The following is a 20,508-nucleotide window of genomic DNA, read 5'->3' on the forward strand; positions in this document are numbered from 1 at the left end:
TGAATAAGTGGTGATTTCTCAAATATCGATTAAAAAATCACCGCGCAACACGTGTAATACAGATTTGATTGAAACCGCTGGGGGTTAAGCTGCGCGTTGTTTAGTTTTCTTCGCGCTTGATTAAGCGTTTTTCTAGGTGTACTCGCAGCTCGGCTTCTATCTCGGGCAGGAATTTCGCGACGAGTTGATCAATGATTTCTTGTTGAATCGCTTCGCTATCTTCCGCTTCTTTTTTTGGGGGCTCGGCAGGTGTGACCCGGGTAAAAGCACTTGGTTGGGCGGGCTTGCCGTGTGAGGAAGGTGGTTTTTTGAGAGTGCTATCCACTTGGGCCAAGTCTTCCATTAGCTGATTGCGGCTGCTAGTTAATCGCTCGCGAATATGGGCGGGCAAAAAGGGGTTTTCGCCGCTGGCCTTTGGGCGAATGTACACATCGCTTTCATCGAATACTTTTTGGCTTTTTTCTGCTTGTTTGGGGTCATGTTCTACCGGCTTGGTTGTGTCTTCTTGTTTACTCTTCGCTGTGTTGTCGCCGCTAGCAGCTACGTCGCTGTCAGGGTGAGCGGCTTCGTCAAATAGAGATTGTTGGCCCGGCAGGGGCTTAGTTGGGGTGTCGTCTAACAAATGTGCCTCCACGAGCGATTCGATATCTAGCTCGTCTTCCAATTCTGATTCTTGTGCGGGTGTTTCGAGCGCGCGTTGCTGTACCTCAATGCGCGTTTGCGAAGTGTTAGCTTTTACTTCTAATTGAGTTTCTGGTGCAGCTTCAGCCTCAGGAGTTGTAGGCTCGTGCTGCTCTGCTTGTGCGGTAGCTTCGTTTTCTTGGTTAATTTGCTCTTCAATAATGCCTTCTAGTTTAAGCTCAAACTCGTAATCTTCTGAGTTTAAATCAGAGGGGGCGGTTGCGTCGCTCGCTGGTATGCGGGGTGTTTTATTTGGCGTTTGGTTTTTTAGGTAATCCTGCGCATCATCGAGTGTGGCTTTGTACGCAGCGCGCAGCATCGCTTCGTCAGTGTCGTCTTCAAATTCCGGTTGGTTGTGCGCAATGGTATCGACAAGCACCGGTATGTCTTCCAAATCTATTGGTTCACCAGATTCGCTTAGAGAGGCTCTAATCGATTCCAGTTCATTAAGTAGCTCTTGCTTAGTAGGCTTCGGTTTGTCAGACATAACGTAAGTGCTATAGCTTATGGGTTTGTACTGGGTAGCCACGTTGCTTGTAAAACGCGTAGCTTTGCCGTGTGTTTTCTAATACTTCTGGTTGTTGAATTACAATTTCCGCGAGCCTGTCGAAACGACTAAATTGCTCTGGGCGCGTAGTGCGAATATTCACTAAAACATCGTGATGGTCAATATCGTCTAAATCGTGGGTGATCACAACAGGAGGCTTAGCGGTTGGCGCGTATGAGGATTGCCCATCTGTGTTCTGCCCAACAATATGATGCGGCACAAACGATTCTGGGCGCTGGGTCCAGAGAAGTTCGTCCACTGCGCGGCTCGCTGCTTCATCTTGCGTTGCAATTAACACCTTGTTGCCACGCGATACGGCTTTTTCGGCTAAGCGACACGCAAATTGCCAGCGACTTTTATCGTCGCTGGCCGATAGTACGTAAAAATCTATGCGGGTCATGTTAGTTATTTAGCAAATAGTTAACAAGCAAGCTTACTGGGCGGCCAGTAGCGCCCTTTTTAGCGCCGCTGTGCCAGGCTACGCCGGCAATATCCAAGTGTGCCCAAGGGTATTTTTTGGTGTAGCGCGATAAGAAACACGCAGCCGTAATACTGCCACCTGGCATGCCACCAATATTGCCCATGTCTGCGAAGTTGCTGTCGAGTTGGCGTTGATAATCGTCCCACAACGGCATTTGCCATGCACGATCGTGAGTTTCTTCGCCCGCTTTAAGCAGTGCGTCAGCTACCGATTGAGTGTTGGAATACAAGCCTGCTGCGTGATTACCTAAGGCTACAACGCATGCACCTGTTAGGGTTGCGATATCTACGACGGATTTAGGTTTGTAGCGTTCTGCGTAAGTAAGTGCGTCGCACAGCACCAAGCGGCCTTCGGCATCGGTGTTAAGTATTTCGATTGTTTGGCCAGACATGGATGTCACTACATCACCAGGTTTAGAGGCGCCGCCGCTAGGCATGTTCTCGGCTGCCGCGATGATGCCTACTACGTTAACTTTGGCATCGAGCTCAACTAGCGCTTTAAATGTACCTAGTACGCTGGCTGCGCCGCACATATCAAATTTCATTTCATCCATGTTGGCGCCGGGCTTAAGGCTAATGCCACCCGTATCAAACGTTACCCCTTTACCCACCAGCACATGAGGGGCTTTATTGGCGGCAGCACCTTTGTACTCAAGTAAAATCAGTTTGCCTTCTTGGTCGCTGCCTTTGGAAACAGATAGGAAAGCGCCCATGCCAAGGCGCTCCATTTGTTTTTCACCTAGGGCTTTGCTTGTAAGTTTTTTACAGCCTGCAGCAAGTTGCTTTGCTTGTTCTGCTAAGTAGTTGGGTGTGCATATATTGCCCGGTAAGTTGCCAAGTTCACGCGCAGCGTTAATGCCTTTGCCCATTGCCGAGCCTGTGTTGGCGCCGTTGCGCAGAGTTTTGGTTTCTGCGCTATTGGTGGCAACGAAAACCACTTTTTTAAGTGTGGCTGGTGTGTTTTTAGTACCGGCTTTAAGCGAGAAACGGTAGCTTGCGCGTTCAATTTCGAGCGCGAGGGTATGCGCCAGTTTTTCTAAGGTGCAATCGCCAGATGCAGGTAGGGCCGAGTCAAAAAAAACGGCCGCGTCTTTTAGTTTGGCGCTGTTTAGTGTGCTGGCAAGCTTTTGGCTGATTTTGCGAATGTCTTCAATGGTGATATCTGCGCTTTTTTTCTTGCTTTCGCCAAGTTGAACAAGCAGTGCTTTGCTGTGCTTGGCGCTTTTAGTTGGGGCTAAAGTTAACCACAAGTGAGAGCCAGCCGTTGGCGAAATGGCTTTAATGCTTAATTGATGGGTTAATAAGCCATGTTGTTCTGTGTCTAAGTGGCTAGCGCTGGCCATCAATTTACCGTCTTTGCAAAACACCACCACGCATTGGGTACTTAGGGTGGCAATATCGGCTTTTTTAGCAATGAACTCCATAAACAATTCGCTCTCTACTCTAGTGGGTGGTTGATTGATGGCAATACAGCTTAGCTATTTATTCGTTATTTGCTTATTCACATATTCGTTGCGGTACGTTATTGCTGTCACGTTCGCTTTTCGTCGTAGTGCTAGCTATGTGAGCAAGTTAGCGAGCTAAGCGTTGTTGTTTGTGTATCGCGCGATTTTTTATATTCGTTAATATTGGTTAGAACAGGCGAAACAATACCAGCGTGTTTATTTATTTTCGGCCGTTCGATTTAACTAGTTTACCTTAGAAACACAAGTGTGCTCACGTATTGAATGGGCTGCTTGAGTAAATAGTTGCCATTATTAATTTAATTGCAGCCTTTTTGGCGGTTTTATAGTGCGGGCATTAGCCGGAGCCGTGTTGTGAGTGCTAAAATAACGCCCTTTCGAAGTGCAATTTAAGTTAATGGCTACGCATTAACAATAATAGTAAAACCTTGAGCTGGTGGAGAACCTTCGCTTGATTATATTTAGGTACCTCGCAAGGGAAGTGTTAATGAGCATGCTCGCCGTTAGCCTTATTTTGCTACTGATAATTATAAGTGCACGTTTTGTAACCTATTTGGCCGAAGCCGCTGCTGGGGAATTAGACGGCGGTGTGTTGCTCACGCTAATGACTTATCGGTTGCCTGCCTATTTAGAGCTTATTTTACCCTTGGGTTTGTTCTTGGGCATTCTTATGGCCTATGGCCGCCTTTACTTAGAAAGTGAAATGACCGTATTGCACGCGTGTGGTTTAAGTCAGGGTAAGTTGATTGGCTTTACTATGGTCTCCACTTTCGTCGTCGCGTGTGTGGTGGGGGTGTTTAGCCTGTATTTGGGGCCAGAGGGTGTAAGAGCATCTGAAAAACTGTTGGCCGAGCAGCGCAACCGCACCGATTTCGAAACTTTAAAACCCGCTCGTTTCCACGAATTAGATGGTGGCAGCGGTATTAGCTATGCAGAATCTATTTCTGACGATAAGCAAAAGCTGCAAAAAGTGTTTATGGCTAAGCTAGCGCCCGACAGCGTAGATGACGACCTAACCGTGCTAACCGCAGAGTCTGGTGAAACGGTGGTGGATGCTGAAACCGGTGTGAAATATCTGCTGCTAAAAAATGGGCGACGTTATGTTGGCCGCCCGGGTGAAGTGAATTACAAGGTTGTGGAATTCAAAACGTTCTCTCAGATTCTCCCCGAGCCAGATTACGAAGCCGTAAAGCCGAAAAAAGAAACAGACGGTTTGTCCACTGCTCAATTATTCGAGCGAGATACACTTGCAGCGCGCGCGGCATTGCAGTGGCGCTTATCTTTACCTGTATTGGTGATGGTGGTGGGGTTATTAGCTGTGCCGCTAAGTCGTACCCAGCCAAGACAAGGGCGCTACGCGAAAATGCTCCCGGCTATTTTGTTGTATATCTTTTATTTGGTTTGCGTGAACGGAGCTCGTGGTGCTATTGAAGATGGCAGCGCACCGTTTATAGGGTTGCTGTGGGTTGTGCATGGTGCGTTCTTTTGTTTGGCGCTGTTGTTAATTGGTGGAAAATCGATGTTTGCCGGCCTATTTCGGTCTGTATTTAGTAAAGGAGAGGCTGCGTGACTAAATTAAAACGCTATATAGGCCATACAATTGCCGCCGCCGTGGCGACGGTGTTATTGGTTATTCTCTCGTTAGATGCCATTTCAGACTTGGTTGATCAGTTAAGTAATTTAAGTGGCGATTACACGTTTAGCGAAGCCATTATTTTTGTGCTGCTTTATATACCTTCAAGTGCCTATGATTATTTACCGCTTTCTGCGCTGGTAGGGTGTTTGATTGGTTTGGGGGTGTTGGCAAGTTCTAGCGAGCTTGTGGTAATGCGTGCAGCGGGGGTGTCTGTTCTGCAGTTGGTTTGGGCTGTTATGCGGCCTGTGTGCGTGTTTATTGGTGTAGGCGTTTTGGTTGGGGAGTACGTAGCACCTTATTCCGATCAATATGCTGATAGCCGTCGAGCCTTGGCAAAAGGGCATGATCGTGCACTGCAGGCAGAGCGCGGTGTGTGGAACCGCGAAGGCAACGAGTATATGCACTTTAACGCGGTATTGCCCAACGGTAAGTTGTACGGCATTACCCGTTATATATTTGACGAGAAGGGGCAGCTACTTGAGGCGAGCTTCGTCGATTCTGCTATTTACCAAGGTGAGTTCTGGTTTGAGCAAGATGGAGAAGTCACTAGTTTCGAAGATGGGCGCATAGAAAAGTTTGGCTTTGCTACGCGCGAGTGGCGCACCGAGGTTTCGCCAGATTTGCTTAATGTGTTGGTGTTAGACGCCGACGAACTGCCAATGAAGCGATTATACGATTACTCAACCTACTTAGATAAACAGGGGTTGGATTCTAGTGAGTACAAGCTGGCATTTTGGCATAAAGCATTCCAGCCTTTGGCGGTTGCCAGCTTGGTGATGATAGCAATCTCGTTTATTTTAGGGCCGCTGCGTCAAACAACCATGGGGTTTAGGGTGTTTATTGGCGTCATCGTGGGTTTAGTGTTTCAAACTAGCCAAAAGATGCTTGGCCCTGCATCCATTATTATGGGGTTTTCCCCCATGTTTGCGGTACTTATTCCTATAGTGGTGTGCTTAGTGCTTGGTGTGTTTCTTATTCGAAGGGCTTAGCTATTGTTAATCGCTAATCACTAGTAGTTAGTAGCTAGTGATTAGTTATTGTTATCTATAGCTCTTTGGGTACAACCACAACTTTGGTGCCGCTCAACTTGTCGTGTAGGCAATGTCCGTCTTTGTCGAACCATTTCCATATATAGCCAAGGCCTGCAATAAAAAACGCGAATGGCCCAACCAAGCTGCGAATAATACATGCCTTAAAGGTGAGTGGGGCGTTTTCTTGTTGCGCTACTACACGAATCTTCCACGCTTTCATTCCCGCCGTCTGGCCGCCTTTGTGCCAGAAATAGCTATAAAAAAGCGCCAAGCTGCAAAACCAACCTAATTGAAAAAGTGGGCCGCCCACGGTGGGTTGGTAGTCGTCATTAGATGTAATGCCTGTAGCCACAACATATACGCCTAAGGTGATTGCGCCGTATATCATGCTAATGGCTAAAAGTATAAAAGCATCGTATATAAGGGCAACAAAGCGTCGCCATAGTGGGGCTGTAGGGTAGGATTGTAGGGTTGGCTCGGTGCTCATGACATAGGCGCTCGCGATTTAAGTCGCGCCCATTCTATAGCAAAGCTGCGTTTTAATTAATGGTTTTAATAAAAGCTGTTCTTAGTTAAAACGAAGCTTAAGGCTTAGCTTAACGCCGCCACCCGACATGCGTAGGTGGTAGTTATCGAACGTTGTAAGCGAGAGAGGCTCTTCATTATCAAGATTTGATGGGGTGATACCGCTTCTAGTTTTGAGGTGCCAGAGTTTTAATAGGGTCATCTTTAAAACTTTATTTAGTGCTTCATCACCCGAATAGGTGTTTTGTTCGCTTTCAATCAACCAGCGGTTGTTTATTAAGCGTTGGGCAGTGCACATTTTACCGCTGCGCACTTGTTCTGCGGCATAAAACAGGGTTTCGTCATCCATCATGCTGGTAGGTAGAATATCCATGCGAATATCCTTTTGGTATTCCCCCGCGTTCCAGCTAAAGGTGTCGCCAAGCGGGTTGGCATTTGATAAGCACGGAAACAATATTGATAAGCAGCTAAAAGCGCACACAAGCTTCAGCCAGATGCTTGATAAGCAATTTATATATTGTCGAATATTTGTAGCGGTATTACACATATTAACCACCTCCCGTACATCAAGTATGGTCAATACTACCTAGGCCGTCGTTATATGGAAGCGTTTGGTTTAGAACGTTTAGTCATGGAGTTGGGCAATTTAAGATGCAGTATTTCTCACTTTTTACTTACCTTTCTTTGACCTAGGCCGGTAGTGGCTCATACTGAAAGTGACTACTAACTAAGCGCTTGTTAGAACCTGCTGTTATATCCGTTTGAATGGCAGAGCGGGGAAGCTAGATCAAAATAATATAGTTCTTTAGTATGGTTTTTGGCGCGTAAAGTTATATTTTGAAGTGAATCTGCTGGTTTGGAGGGCTTTTTACCTGCCCTAAACTAATTATCCCTTCATTGGTTAGCGGTGTAGCTTCGCGGCGGATGTATAGCTGTGTGCTATCTGATGTGTGAATGTAGCTGCCGTTTGTGCTGTGATCTTCCACAACGAATTTGCCCCTGTGATAGTAGAAAGAGCAGTGGCGCCGAGAGGTCTTTTCGTTTGCGATACAAATACTGGCGTAGTTGGGGTCGCGTCCGCACACTAAAGGTGGGTCGTTTTTGTGCAGTGTATGTGTTTGGCCGTTAATTGTGAGTGAGAGCTGGGCGCCTAAGCCGCCATGACTGGTGTCCAAATGGGAGCCTACAAGCGTAGCATCTAGCACTTGGCCTTCGTACTTATCCCACGTTACGCGGTGTATGGTGGTTTGCTCTGTCGAGCCTTTTAAAAATATTTTGTCAAAAGGTTCGCACAGTTGTGCCAGCCATGGGGAGAGTGAGATTAATGCTTCATTCGTAACAACTATTTGGCGAGCCTGCGCGAGCTTTGCTAGGTGCGCGGCATTATTGACTGTGTCGCCGAAAGCATCGTTATTATCAATAATCACATTGCCGTAGCTAATGCCGGTGCGCACAAAAATATTAATTTTTCTAAGCTCTAGGCCAATTGTTATCGCTGCTTCGCAAGCATTATCCGGCAGATTAAAGGCAACCATTATTTCGTCGCCAATTGTTTTTATTACTTTGCCGTCGTTACGCTCCACGATGTCAGACATGGTTTTTAGTGTGTCTGCGATAAAGGCTTTAGCCGCCTTGTTACCAAGCTCAACATACAGCGCAGAGCTGCCGACAATATCGGCAAACATAATGGCTTTGTTACGATCCTGGTCTTTCATAATCAAGCGCTGCGCGGGTGGCTAAGCGCCGATTATAGCATTTAGCTTATTTGTGTGGGTTATTCATTAAAAGGGCTTTCAATAGTTGTGTGCCCAGTATTGTTTTGCGGTCTTTTGTAGAAGTTGTCGAATAGCTTCTCGCTAGATTGATAGGAGGTTAGATCTATGCGATAGGAGGAGCCGTCTTCCTCTACGTGAACGATTTTACCTATTTGATAATTTAGTTCTGGAATTAACCATACAAAGGTTTCTTTGTCGTCTTCAGTATTAATGCGCGCGACTTTAATGGCTTTGTATGCTTTATTACCCACGTTAATTGTATCTTCTCCTTCCACTTTGAAGGCGAGAGATTTTATTTTGTGTGGCTTTACAAACGCATAATATAAGCTTGTTTTTCCAGCTATTAGGTCGCGTTGTAGTTGTAGTTGATAAAGCGGCACATCGAGCATACCAATGACGAGCTTGTGCTCACGACTCTTCTCTGGCTTGCCTTTGCGCTCGTAGTGCGCAACAAAATTTACCCAGTCGAAATTAATCCACTCTTTGGTGCTTGCGCCTAAAATGCGTCGTTCGTATTGATACGACTGCGGAATCATTATGCGCTGTGGTTCATCGCCAAGGGTGAATATGCTTGTTTCTTCAATTGAGGCAAAAGTGCTTTTAACTTTTGAAAAAAATTCGTAACTGCCGTCATCTTTTTGCGTGAGTTCTCGTGTGCTAGTGATAGAGAGCCCAGAGTGCTTACCCTTGTATTTGGCTGTAAATAGGATAGTTTCGGCATTGCACATACACGCAAGCAAAGCGAGGCAGGCTATAAGGAGTTGCGCAGTTTTTAGCATTGGTGAATCCTTAGGTGTTACGTTCAAATCCAATTTAGTCGTTAGCAGTTTAACAGGAGCTGAATGCAACAAAAAAGGGGGCCGAAGCCCCCTTTTTTGTGTTGTGCGTTTAATGCATGAGCATTATCACAACTATGTAATGCAACTTAGGCGTTTGCTTTAACAATGGCCATAGTGGTGTCTAGCATACGGTTGGAGAAGCCCCACTCGTTGTCGTACCAAGCCAATACTTTAACTTGGTTGCCCATTACACGGGTGTGTGAAAGGTCAACAATACAAGAGTGTGCGTCGTGGTTAAAGTCGCTAGAAACCAGCGGTATGGTGTTAACGTCCATAACGCCTTTTAGTGGGCCAGCAGCTGCATCGCGCAATACTTGGTTAACTTCTTCTACAGTTGTATCGCGAGCGGCTTCGAAGGTGAAGTCGAGGCAAGAAACGTTAACGGTAGGAACGCGGATAGAGAGGCCGTCTAGTTTGCCAGCAAGATCTGGAATAACTAAGCCGATTGCAGCAGCTGCACCGGTTTTAGTTGGGATCATGTTCAAGGCTGCAGCGCGTGCGCGCAAGGTGTCTGAGTGGTACGCATCCGTTACACGTTGGTCGTTAGTGTAAGAGTGGATGGTGTTCATCAAACCTGTTTTAACACCAATTGCAGAGTGCAGGGCAGAAGTCATAGGTGCCAAGCAGTTTGTGGTGCAAGAAGCATTAGACAAAACTTTGTGATCTGCAGTGATTGATTCGTGGTTTACGCCGTAAACAACAGTCAAATCTACATCTTTACCTGGTGCAGAAATCAATACATTTTTAGCGCCTGCATCTAAGTGCAAAGCTGCTTTATCACGCGCAACAAACAGGCCGGTACACTCAAAAACGATATCTACGTTAAGTGCAGCCCAAGGTAGGTCGGCTGGGTTGCGCTCGGCGGTGATTTTAATTTCGTCGCCGTTTACACGGATGGCGCCTTCAGAAGCTTCTACATCAAAACCAAAACGACCGTGAACGGTGTCGTACTTGAGTAGGTGAGCGTTGATGTCTGGCGAGCCCAAGTCGTTAATTGCAACAACTTGCATTTCATTTTGAAGATTACGCTCGTAGATGGCTCGGAGAACGTTACGGCCAATGCGGCCAAAGCCGTTGATAGCAATACGTGGCATATCAATTTTCCTGATGAGGTCCAATATTTAAAGAGCGGGGATTATCCGTAATTGGGGTCGAAAATGCAACCGCGTGCGCTTCTTTTTGCCAGTGTTTACGCGGCTTTTGGTGCAAGTTGCGCACCCTTATGGAGCATTCGTGAAGTGTAGGTCAAAACCACCTTAAAACTAATTGCATAATGGGAATTGATGGATGAAAAGTGCGTTTGGTCGTGCTTTTTTGGTAAGTCCAAACTACGCTTAGAGTGATGTTTGGTAAGGTCTCATTGGTTGTGTTTTTTTAAACCGAAATGTCTACATTGTTTTGGGGGATTTCTGCTGTTTTTTTGCATTGTTTTGGAGCAAATTTCCAGCGTAATTTATGCGGTTTTATCGGTTATAGGTCACAGCTGGCGCAGGATTGACATTTTTAGGCGTTTTTTTATTTCTAGCTTCCGATATTGCCCCTTTAAGCGACAAATACTGGTAGAATATGCGCCTTCGTTCTGAAGGTTTAGCCAATCGCAACCGGTGGTACTTCATTATTCCCGCGGCAATATGATGCTGCAAAGTGGAGTGGCGCTGGCCAAATTTCCCCAACAGGGAAGGTCGTGGGCGCATTCGCCGTCCTACTGGTAACGTAGGCAAAAACAACAAACTCCATCATCAAAAGTGTTGGTTTTTACGCTTCTCCCTCAAAGTGCTCAACAGCCTTGGCATGGGATAAACGGCTCTATATATAGCGAGCGAAGCTAAACTAATTTTTATGACATCGAGCAAATAAGGTACAGACGTATTATGAATACAGACATGCTGATTGTTGGGGGTGATGGTGACTTAGCACTGCGCAAGCTCTACCCGTCTCTTTACTATTTAGAACTCAATAACTGTATGCCAGAAAATACTCGCATTATCGGTATGGCTCGCACAGGGCAAACACGCGAAGAGTTTCTAGTAAAAGTAAAAGAATGGTTAAAAGCTAACGTAGCAGCAGAGTTATTTTCTGAAGAGAAGTGGGAAAGCTACTCTCAAAAAATCTTTTTTGCTCAAGGTGATGCCACTAACGCAGAATCGTTAGGCAAAGTTCGCGAAGAGTTTCTTGGTGAAGGCAACCAGTTGGTTGTGTATTTAGCTATTCCACCACTCATTTTTGGTAAAGTTTGCAACGCGCTAGAGGGATGTGGTTTAGCAAAAGAAACCACGCGTTTAGTTGTAGAAAAACCACTTGGTGATAGCCGTGAATCTTTCATTGCTATTAACAATGAGTTGGCTCGCACCTTCCCAGAAAAACAACTATTCCGCATTGATCACTATCTTGGTAAAGAGACAGTGCAAAACTTAATTGCGCTGCGTTTTGCTAACGATATTTTCGAACCGCTTTGGAACTCACGGTATGTTGATTCCATTCAAATTACCGTTTCTGAAGAAGTAGGTGTTGGCAACCGCTGGAGTTTTTACGATCAGACCGGTGCAACCCGCGACATGGTTCAAAACCACTTGTTACAAGTGTTGTGCTTAACCTGTATGGAGCCGCCAGCAGTGTTAGACGCAGACTCCGTGCGCGCAGAAAAATTAAAAGTACTTAACTCTCTAAAAATGATTGAGGGAGAAGAAGTGCTAAAAGATACCGTTCGCGGTCAATATGAGCGCGGCGTGGTAGGTGGCAAAGAAGTGCCGGGCTACTTAGAAGAAGAGTCTGATAAATACGAAATTGACCCCAATAGTCAAACAGAAACGTTTGTAGCTATTAAAGCAGAGATTCAAAACTGGCGTTGGTCCGGCGTGCCTATTTATCTTCGTACGGGTAAGCGCTTGCGTGGCCGTCACTCTGAAATTGTTGTTCACTTTAAGCAAAGTAAACATAAAATTTTCCAAGAAAACCACGAAAATCACGCATCAAACCGTTTGATTATTCGTTTGCAGCCAGATGAAGGTATTCGTTTGCGCGTAATGAATAAGGTTGCAGGTTTAGAGCCTGGTATTCCGTTGGAGTCTGGTTGTTTGAACCTTTGGTTCTCTGATAAAAAAGAAATTAAAACACACGATGCATACTCGCGCTTATTGTTTGATGTGTTGCGTAACGATCAAACGTTGTTTGTAAGTGCTGCGGAAGTAGAAGCTGCGTGGAAATGGGTAGACACTATTTTCGCTGGCTGGAAATCCACGGGTATGAAAGCTCAGGGCTATCCTGCTGGCAGTATTGGGCCGGTTGCGGCAAATGAGCTGCTAAGCAGAGACGGTCGTGAGTGGCACGAAATAGAACCTCGCGATTAATTGTCGCGAACGATTAAAGGGGCATAAGTGCCCCTTTTTACTTTTCTTAAAGCATCGAATTTTAGGTCCAATGTATGAATAGCGTAATCGAAGCTGTAACTCAGCGAATTATTGAGCGCAGTCGACATTCTCGTCAGGCGTATTTGAATTTAATGCGCAACACCATGGAGCAGCATCCTCCTAAAAAGCGTCTATCTTGCGGCAATTTGGCTCATGCCTATGCAGCATGTGGTCAATCCGATAAGCAAACAATTCGTTTAATGCAAAGTGCAAACATAAGTATTACTACGGCATTTAACGATATGCTTTCGGCGCATCAGCCTTTAGAAACATACCCTCAAATAATCAAAGAAACTGCGCGTGCAATGGGTTCAACTGCTCAAGTTGCAGGCGGCGTGCCGGCAATGTGTGATGGTGTAACTCAAGGCCAGCCCGGTATGGAGCTGAGTTTGTTTAGCCGCGAAGTTGTAGCAATGGCTACAGCAGTAGGCCTTTCGCACAATATGTTTGATGGCAATATGTTTTTGGGTGTATGCGATAAAATTGTTCCTGGCATGCTAATTGGCGCGTTGCAGTTTGGTCATATTCCTGGGGTGTTTGTGCCTGCCGGACCAATGCCTTCTGGTATTCCCAACAAAGAAAAAGCAAAAGTTCGTCAGCAATATGCGGCGGGCATTGTGGGGGAAGATAAGCTTTTAGAAACCGAGTCGGCTTCCTATCACAGTGCAGGCACGTGTACTTTTTACGGTACAGCGAATACAAACCAAATGATGGTTGAAATGTTGGGTGTTCAGTTGCCTGGCTCGTCGTTTGTTTACCCCGGTACTGAGTTGCGTGATGCCTTAACGAGAGCTGCTGTTGAAAAGTTGGTAAAAATCACAGATTCAGCCGGTAACTACCGTCCGCTCTACGAAGTCATTACGGAAAAATCCATCGTCAATTCAATAATTGGTTTGTTGGCTACCGGCGGTTCTACTAACCACACGCTACACATTGTTGCTGTGGCTCGCGCTGCGGGTATAGAGGTTACGTGGGCAGATATGGACGAGCTTTCGCGTGCTGTGCCATTACTTGCACGTGTTTACCCTAACGGCGAAGCTGATGTTAACCAATTCCAGCAGGCTGGCGGCATGGCTTATTTAGTAAGAGAGCTGCGCAGCGGCGGTTTGCTAAATGAAGATGTGGTTACTATTATGGGTGAGGGCCTCGAGGCCTACGAAAAAGAGCCCATGCTTAACGATAAGGGGCAGGCTGAATGGGTAAATGATGTACCTGTTAGCCGCGACGATACCGTTGTGCGTCCAGTTACCTCGCCTTTCGATAAAGAGGGTGGGTTGCGTCTACTCAAGGGTAACTTAGGGCAGGGCGTAATCAAAATTTCTGCGGTAGCGCCAGAAAATCGCGTTGTTGAGGCCCCATGTATTGTATTCGAGGCCCAAGAAGAGCTAATAGCTGCGTTTAAGCGTGGTGAGCTCGAAAAAGACTTTGTTGCGGTAGTGCGCTTCCAAGGGCCTTCTGCCAATGGCATGCCAGAACTTCATAAAATGACCCCGCCTTTAGGTGTGCTTCAAGATAAGGGTTTCAAGGTAGCGTTAGTTACCGATGGCAGAATGTCTGGTGCATCTGGTAAAGTGCCGGCCGGTATACACTTGTCGCCAGAAGCGAGTAAGGGTGGCCTGTTGAATAAGCTGCGCACGGGTGATGTGATTCGCTTCGATGCCGAAGCGGGCGTTATTCAAGCGCTTGTTAGTGATGAAGAGTTAGCTGCGCGTGAGCCAGCTGTGCAACCGGTCGTGGAGCAGAACCTCGGACGCTCTCTGTTTGGTGGTTTGCGCGATTTGGCTGGTGTATCGCTACAAGGCGGAACAGTTTTCGATTTTGAAAGAGAGTTTGGCGAAAAATAGTCGCCATTCTTTAAATAAGTTTGAGTTGAATTAAGGAATTATATTGTGGCTATTACAAAAGAATTTTTAGCTCCAGTTGGCGTAATGCCTGTTGTGGTTGTGGATCGTGTAGAAGATGCGGTGCCTATTACAAACGCATTAAAAGCCGGCGGTATTAAAGCAGTTGAGATTACTTTACGTACTCCTGCGGCACTGGATGCTATTCGCGCTATTAAAGCTGAGTGTGAAGACATCCTGGTGGGGGTAGGTACGGTTATTAACCATCAAAACCTTAAAGATATTGCTGCAATTGGTGTTGATTTCGCCGTATCTCCTGGTTACACCCCAACATTGCTGAAGCAAGCGCAAGATTTGGGCGTAGAAATGTTGCCTGGTGTAACTTCGCCTTCTGAAGTTATGCTTGGTATGGAGCTAGGTTTGTCTTGCTTCAAGCTATTCCCTGCGGTTGCAGTAGGTGGTTTGCCATTACTTAAGTCTATTGGTGGCCCATTACCACAGGTTTCCTTCTGTCCAACAGGCGGTTTGACTATCGATACTTTCACCGACTTCTTGGCATTGCCTAACGTTGCTTGTGTGGGTGGTACTTGGTTGGTGCCTGCAGATGCTGTTGCAGCTAAAAACTGGCAAGCTATTACTGATATTGCGGCGGCAACTACCGCTAAAATTTCTAGCTAACAGCTAACAGCTAACAGCTAACAGCTAACAGCTAACAGCTAACAGCTAACAGCTAACAGCTAGCAGCTAAAAAAGCGCCTAGGGTTACCCTTAGGTGCTTTTTTTATGTGCGTCTTTTGGCTTTATTTGGCGGATAAATAAAACTGTAAAAATGCTGTAACCAAAATCACATAAACTCCTTTGCTTATTGTTGTATGTCTAAATTGCGCCGGCTGTTGCTCGCGCAAGATCTACTCGGGGGAGTGTCGTGTTAAAAATCACAGTGTGGTTGGCTGGAGTACTGGTTTGCCTGTTATCTGTTTCTGGTTGCGAGAAGGCGGCCAGTTTATTTGGTGCGAAGCCTGCGGTAGTGAACACTCCGGCCCCTATAGTCTTTTCCTCAGAGCTACAAGCGCCACTTGGCCGATACATATATTCCGATGTGGCCATTGTTAGAAATGCCCAAGCACCGGTAATGGTTTCTATCGCAAAGGGTGAGTTATCGGTGGATGGCGGCGCTTTTACCAGTGAGCCTCAACAGGTTGAATCAGGTCAAACATTACGCATTAGAGTACAAAGTGCAGAAGATTTTAATGTAACGACAACAGCTGTTCTGCAAGTAGGGAGCGTGCTGGCTGAGTTTAAAGTACGTACGCAAACCGAAGAGTTTGTTATCGAAACTGAAAGAAACCTCTTTGATCAATTACCAAACGATAAATGGGCGGTATTTCGCTCAAGCTTGGCCGTTTGTGTTTAGTTGGGGCTTATAGCAAAAGCATACGGCGCTGTCTTGTTTGCGCCGTAGCTACTTGTGCTCCTGCTGTTTTGTTGGCGTTATACGCCTATTCTGCCTAAAACATCCATAATTTCACGCAATATGCGCTCTGCTGTTGGGTGTTCTGCTGCAAACTCCGCTTCCAATTGATTTATTTGATCTTGCAAGGATGTGCTATTTACCTGAGCTTCGTTTTCTAGCTGTTGCTTAAGGGAGCGCTCAAACTCACTTACCTTTGCTTGCAAGTCGGTGTTAGTGCTTTCTGTGTCACCTAATGCATCGTGTAATTTGGTAAGTAGTCCGGGGAGTGATGATTTGGGCATACTGCTGCTCCTGCGTGCTTGGTGGTGTTATCTATAGAATAGTCTTTCGTTTGTCATTAAACTGCCATCTGTTTGTAACGGCAGATAATGGATAGCGTTAACATCTGCTATTGCTAATATAACGCTAATTGCTTAATAGCACTAATTCAAAGAGGTTTTTTGTGGATACTCAAGCTCAAGTACAGCCCAATCCCGCGGCTGCTGGTCATCAGGCACAAGTAGTTGTGCCTCCTCAAACATCGGTATTGGCGGTGATCGCTTTGGTGGCGGGCATTTTAGGGTTATTCTTTTTTGGCTCTTTAGTTGCTGTAATATGTGGGCACATTGCTCGGTCGCAAATTCGCGACAGTCAAGGGCAGCAAACCGGCGATGGTATGGCATTAGCTGGGCTTATTCTTGGCTATTTAGGTTTGGCCATTACGCTATTAATTTTTCTGGCGCTTGTCGTTTTTGGTGTGGGCGCAGCTTTAGCCGCGTAATGATTTAAGCGCGGCACTTGCCTAAGCAAGGCTGCGTTCTTGTATTTTTGGTTTAGCTTCCTATTGCTCTGCACCCCTCTCTTGGCTGTTCATTAATTAGTACAAACTTATCTTTATATACTTAAAGGCCCTGCAGTTTCATGCGGCCGGTTAGCCATCCTTGCTTCAAATTGGTCTTAGACTTTCAGTGCCTACCTTCATTATAAAGCTTCAGAATTAGCGTTAATGCTACCCCGTTTTACTGAAAAACACGATTTTCCTCCCGTTTTTACAAAAATATATTCAATACACATGTATCGATTTAAGTCTGGTTTGCGTCAAGTCGGGGAGGGTTGGTGTGTTTGCTTTTGTGTGGCGGCCAATTTTAACGGCGGGGCGGTTGTAGCTATATGACAAAATCAAAGTTGTTTGCGTATTGATAGTGCTGACTAACTAATGAATGCGTTGGTGTGTTTAAGTTATTGAATTATATGGGTTAATTCTTTTAATTTTGAACTGGTTGGAGTGAGTGCTTTTTCTTTTTCTCTCCACGCTGTAGTACTTATTCCGCAAAGTATGGATTGGTGATTTTCTTAAAATGCTAGTGCGAGATTTGGTTTAGTTTATTTGGGGAATTGTTTGTTTACTGTTTGATTACGGTAGTTGGTTAATGTGTTTATACAGCCGTATGTTGTTACCAATTTGACGATCAAAAAGTGATTGTTAATTTAAAAAATGTCGTAGAGAATCCCCTCGAAGTGATCTGACTGGCTATTTTTTAGCTGTTTTTCGCTATCCCTAGGGGGCCAAACGCTGCTTCTTAGGTTGGTCTAACAATAAATCTCTACGACGGGGATGCAGTACAGAATGAACAAACTTAACTCATTTATCTTTCAGAGTGTAAAGCCCATGCTTAACAAAAATATTAGCTCTCTGATGTTGGCCGGAGTCATCGCGCCACTATTCTCAATATCCGCTTTTGCGCAGGATAAAGACAACGTAATGCTGGAAGAGGTTGTGGTAACTGCTACGCGTCAAGCATTGCAAGATGCGTTAACGCTAAAGCGCGAAACGACTAGCATTTCCGATGTGCTGGCAAGTGGTGATATTGGTGAAATTCCGAGTCTTTCAGTGGCCGAAGCGTTAGAAGCAATCCCTGGTGCTACAACTCACCGCTTGAAAGGTAGCGGCTCGCAGGTGTCTTTGCGCGGCCTAGGCCCAACGTTAGGTTTGGAGACATTTAATGGTCGTACTGTAACCACCGGTTCAGAAAACCGCAGCGTTAACTTCCAGCAGTTCCCGTCGGAGCTAATGGATAAAATTCAAATTTATAAATCCCAGTCTGCCGATATGATCGAAGGCGGCACTTCTGGAGTGGTTGAGCTTAAAACGGTTCGCCCGTTAGATTACGGAAAAAACGTAACGGTTGTGGATGTGCGTGGCAAGTTTAACTCTTACGCCGCCCGCCAAGATGAAAACGATGGTTTTGGCTATCGTGGCTCGGCGTCTCATATTAACCAATTCGAAACAGATTTTGGTCCAGTGGGTGTGTCTGTTGGTGTTGCGCTTTATGATCACGGCAACCCAGAAGAATCTTACAACCCAAGTTCTTCTACAACCGCGTGTGTAAACCAAGGCTGGACCTCTCAAGAGGCGATGTTGGCTGCTCGCTCAACAAGCTTTAAAGAAGATTGCGCCCCAACTACCCCTGCAGGCGCTCGTGGTACAGCATACACAGATGCCACCGGCGTACTGGCAAGCGGTGCCGACCTAAATGACGTGTACATAGTGAATAACTCTGGTGCATACCGCAATTTAAATGACAATGAAAATCGTCGTGCGTTTATGGGAGCGGTGCAATGGCATCCAAGCGACGATTGGGAATTTAATGTCGATTTGCAGTTGTCGAGTAAATCCTATGAAGAAGCGCGTTCAGAAATTCAAGCAGATAACATGCGTCGCGGTCACTACGATGTAGTGTTAGACCCAAATAGCTATAACGCGTTATCGTGGAAAGGTACGTCTCAAGTTCGTTTAGATAACAACATGTATCGTCGCGTAGAAGATTACGTGGGCGGTGGCTTTGCAGTTACTTTTACCCCAACTGATCGCTTAACGCTAGATGCAGATCTATCGTACTCGGATACTCATCGTTCACGTAATCAGCGTTATGTTCGTTTCCGCACTTCCGATTACATCGATTACAGCTTCGTAAATGCTTCCGATACGCCAGAGCTTACCTTTGGTGGTAACGTTGAAGGCGGTGTGGAATTTGATCCAACGGATTTGTCTTCATTTGATTTAGGCGCAACTATTCGCAGCCGTAAGTTTGATCAAAAACACACTATGGAAGCAATTCGTTTAGATGCTGATTACGCAATGGAAGAAGGTGGCTTTATTACGTCTTACGAGACCGGCATTCGCTACTCTACCAACAAGCGTGTGGTAGAAGCGGACGATAGCCAAGAAACGGGTATCGAAGTGATTTATGCACTTTACACCGATGGCGATATGGCAAACCCAGCAGTTTCCAACACCGAGTTGCGCGGCCGTATAGCGCAGGAATGTGGTATCGATTTTCCAAATGATAATTTTGGTGCGGGTACCAACGCGGCTAAATCTGCGCCTTGGGCAAGCTTCGATACAGAATGTGCAATTAGTTTAGTTACCAACGGTAAAGCGACCGAAGGTATTACCCATGAACAAGCATTGGCTGCAGCAGGCATGAGCGATGTATTGGGTGACGATATTAATGTAAGCGAAACCGTAACCGCTGCGTACATAAAAGCAAATTACAGTACCGAGTTGGGCAGTATTCCTGTGTATGGTAATTTCGGTGTGCGAGTGCTTGAAACTACGGTTGAATCCATAGGCTATAAAGTAGGTTATACCGCAGTTTCTTGTAACCCAGACGACGCAGGTGTTTCTTACAGTGCCGATTTGTGTGGCTTTACTGAAGATGCCAGCGGCGACGATTGGTACCTAAAGCGCGATGGCCGAGTAGAAACCTTAACCGATACCAATAGCATTACCTCATTCTTGCCAAGCGTTACGGCTATATTTGATATTAGCGATGAGTTTTTAATTCGCTCGGCAATTTACCGCGCTTTAAGCCGCGAAAATATTGATTGGTATGCGAATGGGTATTCTTACGGCGAAGACGAATTCGACGATAGAAATGGCGTAAGCGGCGTATTAACAGATGATATTCGCAGTGCATCTACCGGTAACCCCTACCTTAAGCCATATATGTCGTGGAACGCAGATGTATCGTTCGAGTGGTACTTTAGCCCTGAATCTTCGATAAGTACTGCGTTTTACTACAAAGATTTCGAAGCTACTTACGCGAATGAACGCGTAGAAACCACCCAAACCGTGGGTGTGTTTGGCGGTGATGAAAGTTTAGGTGCTGGTACTGCTGCGCCTGGTGAGATTGTTTACTACGAGCAAGATGTAGCGGTAACTAAATTCGTAAACGTGGATCAAAACAACTCGTTGTATGGTTTAGAGTTAAACGCGCAAACCGTATTTACTATGTTGCCTTCACCATTTGACGGGCTAGGTACTCGCTTAACTTACAACTACGCACAAACAGATTACGTTACCCAAGATGCTGTATGGGGCGATGCTGTAGATGAAGATGGCAATGTAATAGTAGGTTTACCTAACCTGGATGAAGCTAGCTTCTTTGGTCAATCTGATCACAGTGGATCGCTAACCGTATTCTGGGATATAGGTGACTTGAACCTACAGTGGATTACCAAGTACCGCAGCGAATACTTGCAGCCTAACTTAGGTATTGCAGCAGGTAACCGTTGGATTGCACCGTTTACGTTAATGGATTTCGCTGCTAGTTATAAAATTAACAAAACATTCAAAGTACGTGCAACAGTTCAAAACGCCTTTGACGAGCCTCAAGTGGGTAACCGTGTTTCTAAAACAGGTAACTCAACCTTGTGGTCTGCTACTGGTCCTAAATTTGAACTGGGCGTAACGGCTAAGTTTTAATAGTTTCACGGTGGGTAGTGCTACCTATAAGTGGAGCTACTTATCTTTGAAAATGATGGGGG

General features: G+C 45.8%; 17 protein-coding genes. 8 read left to right on the forward strand and 9 right to left on the reverse strand.

What is annotated here, in order from left to right; translation table 11 throughout:
• Nucleotides 1-100: 100 nt before the first annotated feature.
• The 3 genes from SDE_RS07180 to SDE_RS07190 are packed head-to-tail and all read right to left on the reverse strand — an operon-like array spanning nucleotide 101 to nucleotide 3,132.
• The gene (locus SDE_RS07180) at nucleotides 101-1,168 is read right to left on the reverse strand and encodes a hypothetical protein (protein ID WP_011467852.1); all 1,068 of its coding nucleotides are present in this window, start codon (nucleotides 1,166-1,168) and stop codon (nucleotides 101-103) included.
• Nucleotides 1,169-1,178: 10 nt separating this feature from the next.
• Complete coding sequence (locus tag SDE_RS07185) at nucleotides 1,179-1,628, reverse strand: DNA polymerase III subunit chi (protein WP_011467853.1); 450 nt, start codon at nucleotides 1,626-1,628, stop codon at nucleotides 1,179-1,181.
• A gap of 1 nt (nucleotide 1,629) precedes the next feature.
• Nucleotides 1,630-3,132 carry a leucyl aminopeptidase gene (locus SDE_RS07190; protein WP_011467854.1) on the reverse strand — a complete coding sequence of 501 codons (1,503 nt, stop codon included), beginning with the start codon at nucleotides 3,130-3,132 and terminating at the stop codon, nucleotides 1,630-1,632.
• Nucleotides 3,133-3,607: 475 nt separating this feature from the next.
• Here SDE_RS07190 and lptF point away from each other — a divergent pair, with 475 nt between their 5' ends.
• Together lptF and lptG are read left to right on the forward strand one after the other, a co-directional pair.
• On the forward strand, nucleotides 3,608-4,741 hold the full coding sequence (gene lptF / locus SDE_RS07195; RefSeq protein ID WP_226986478.1) for an LPS export ABC transporter permease LptF: 1,134 nt from the start codon (nucleotides 3,608-3,610) through the stop codon (nucleotides 4,739-4,741).
• Entirely contained in the window at nucleotides 4,738-5,796 is a 1,059-nt protein-coding gene (gene lptG / locus SDE_RS07200; protein ID WP_011467856.1) for an LPS export ABC transporter permease LptG, read from the forward strand. The genes lptF and lptG overlap by 4 nt, the downstream gene beginning before the upstream one ends.
• A gap of 55 nt (nucleotides 5,797-5,851) precedes the next feature.
• Here the strand turns inward: lptG and SDE_RS07205 are convergent, their stop codons facing one another.
• The 5 genes from SDE_RS07205 to gap form a co-directional block, all read right to left on the reverse strand.
• Entirely contained in the window at nucleotides 5,852-6,325 is a 474-nt protein-coding gene (locus SDE_RS07205; RefSeq protein WP_011467857.1) for an RDD family protein, read from the reverse strand.
• A gap of 81 nt (nucleotides 6,326-6,406) precedes the next feature.
• Nucleotides 6,407-6,736 carry a hypothetical protein gene (locus tag SDE_RS07210; protein WP_143710858.1) on the reverse strand — a complete coding sequence of 110 codons (330 nt, stop codon included), beginning with the start codon at nucleotides 6,734-6,736 and terminating at the stop codon, nucleotides 6,407-6,409.
• A gap of 457 nt (nucleotides 6,737-7,193) precedes the next feature.
• Nucleotides 7,194-8,078 carry an adenylate/guanylate cyclase domain-containing protein gene (locus tag SDE_RS07215; RefSeq protein ID WP_011467859.1) on the reverse strand — a complete coding sequence of 295 codons (885 nt, stop codon included), beginning with the start codon at nucleotides 8,076-8,078 and terminating at the stop codon, nucleotides 7,194-7,196.
• Nucleotides 8,079-8,137: 59 nt separating this feature from the next.
• On the reverse strand, nucleotides 8,138-8,917 hold the full coding sequence (locus SDE_RS07220) for a DUF3108 domain-containing protein (RefSeq protein ID WP_011467860.1): 780 nt from the start codon (nucleotides 8,915-8,917) through the stop codon (nucleotides 8,138-8,140).
• A gap of 146 nt (nucleotides 8,918-9,063) precedes the next feature.
• Nucleotides 9,064-10,071: a type I glyceraldehyde-3-phosphate dehydrogenase gene (gap, locus tag SDE_RS07225; RefSeq protein WP_011467861.1), complete on the reverse strand. Its 1,008-nt coding sequence runs from the start codon at nucleotides 10,069-10,071 to the stop codon at nucleotides 9,064-9,066.
• Between the two features lie 777 nt (nucleotides 10,072-10,848).
• On the opposite strand from gap, the gene zwf reads away from it, so the two are divergent.
• From zwf to SDE_RS07245, 4 genes are all read left to right on the forward strand, one after another.
• The gene (gene zwf / locus SDE_RS07230; RefSeq protein WP_011467862.1) at nucleotides 10,849-12,324 is read left to right on the forward strand and encodes a glucose-6-phosphate dehydrogenase; all 1,476 of its coding nucleotides are present in this window, start codon (nucleotides 10,849-10,851) and stop codon (nucleotides 12,322-12,324) included.
• A gap of 74 nt (nucleotides 12,325-12,398) precedes the next feature.
• Nucleotides 12,399-14,228 (forward strand): phosphogluconate dehydratase, encoded by a 1,830-nt coding sequence (gene edd / locus SDE_RS07235; protein ID WP_011467863.1) that lies wholly within the window; start codon nucleotides 12,399-12,401, stop codon nucleotides 14,226-14,228.
• Between the two features lie 45 nt (nucleotides 14,229-14,273).
• Nucleotides 14,274-14,903, forward strand: coding sequence for a bifunctional 4-hydroxy-2-oxoglutarate aldolase/2-dehydro-3-deoxy-phosphogluconate aldolase (eda, locus tag SDE_RS07240; RefSeq protein ID WP_011467864.1), 630 nt, complete (start codon nucleotides 14,274-14,276; stop codon nucleotides 14,901-14,903).
• Nucleotides 14,904-15,150: 247 nt separating this feature from the next.
• Nucleotides 15,151-15,639 carry a hypothetical protein gene (locus tag SDE_RS07245; protein ID WP_011467865.1) on the forward strand — a complete coding sequence of 163 codons (489 nt, stop codon included), beginning with the start codon at nucleotides 15,151-15,153 and terminating at the stop codon, nucleotides 15,637-15,639.
• A gap of 77 nt (nucleotides 15,640-15,716) precedes the next feature.
• Here the strand turns inward: SDE_RS07245 and SDE_RS07250 are convergent, their stop codons facing one another.
• Nucleotides 15,717-15,980: a DUF4404 family protein gene (locus tag SDE_RS07250; protein ID WP_011467866.1), complete on the reverse strand. Its 264-nt coding sequence runs from the start codon at nucleotides 15,978-15,980 to the stop codon at nucleotides 15,717-15,719.
• 161 nt (nucleotides 15,981-16,141) lie between these two features.
• Between SDE_RS07250 and SDE_RS07255 the strand changes: the two genes are divergently transcribed.
• Together SDE_RS07255 and SDE_RS07260 are read left to right on the forward strand one after the other, a co-directional pair.
• Complete coding sequence (locus SDE_RS07255) at nucleotides 16,142-16,459, forward strand: DUF4190 domain-containing protein (protein ID WP_011467867.1); 318 nt, start codon at nucleotides 16,142-16,144, stop codon at nucleotides 16,457-16,459.
• 846 nt (nucleotides 16,460-17,305) lie between these two features.
• On the forward strand, nucleotides 17,306-20,446 hold the full coding sequence (locus tag SDE_RS07260; protein WP_011467868.1) for a TonB-dependent receptor: 3,141 nt from the start codon (nucleotides 17,306-17,308) through the stop codon (nucleotides 20,444-20,446).
• Nucleotides 20,447-20,508: the final 62 nt, after the last annotated feature.

It is taken from the genome of Saccharophagus degradans 2-40 (genome assembly GCF_000013665.1).
GTDB lineage: Bacteria > Pseudomonadota > Gammaproteobacteria > Pseudomonadales > Cellvibrionaceae > Saccharophagus > Saccharophagus degradans.

What these genes read in the sequence shown, in the direction of transcription:
- SDE_RS07180 (WP_011467852.1), bottom strand. Translation starts at nt 1,168, where the DNA reads ATGTCTGACAAACCGAAGCCTACTAAGCAAGAGCTACTTAATGAACTG.
- SDE_RS07185 (WP_011467853.1), bottom strand. Translation starts at nt 1,628, where the DNA reads ATGACCCGCATAGATTTTTACGTACTATCGGCCAGCGACGATAAAAGT.
- SDE_RS07190 (WP_011467854.1), bottom strand. Translation starts at nt 3,132, where the DNA reads ATGGAGTTCATTGCTAAAAAAGCCGATATTGCCACCCTAAGTACCCAA.
- SDE_RS07205 (WP_011467857.1), bottom strand. Translation starts at nt 6,325, where the DNA reads ATGAGCACCGAGCCAACCCTACAATCCTACCCTACAGCCCCACTATGG.
- SDE_RS07210 (WP_143710858.1), bottom strand. Translation starts at nt 6,736, where the DNA reads ATGGATATTCTACCTACCAGCATGATGGATGACGAAACCCTGTTTTAT.
- SDE_RS07215 (WP_011467859.1), bottom strand. Translation starts at nt 8,078, where the DNA reads ATGAAAGACCAGGATCGTAACAAAGCCATTATGTTTGCCGATATTGTC.
- SDE_RS07220 (WP_011467860.1), bottom strand. Translation starts at nt 8,917, where the DNA reads ATGCTAAAAACTGCGCAACTCCTTATAGCCTGCCTCGCTTTGCTTGCG.
- gap (WP_011467861.1), bottom strand. Translation starts at nt 10,071, where the DNA reads ATGCCACGTATTGCTATCAACGGCTTTGGCCGCATTGGCCGTAACGTT.
- zwf (WP_011467862.1), top strand. Translation starts at nt 10,849, where the DNA reads ATGAATACAGACATGCTGATTGTTGGGGGTGATGGTGACTTAGCACTG.
- edd (WP_011467863.1), top strand. Translation starts at nt 12,399, where the DNA reads ATGAATAGCGTAATCGAAGCTGTAACTCAGCGAATTATTGAGCGCAGT.
- SDE_RS07250 (WP_011467866.1), bottom strand. Translation starts at nt 15,980, where the DNA reads ATGCCCAAATCATCACTCCCCGGACTACTTACCAAATTACACGATGCA.
- SDE_RS07260 (WP_011467868.1), top strand. Translation starts at nt 17,306, where the DNA reads ATGAACAAACTTAACTCATTTATCTTTCAGAGTGTAAAGCCCATGCTT.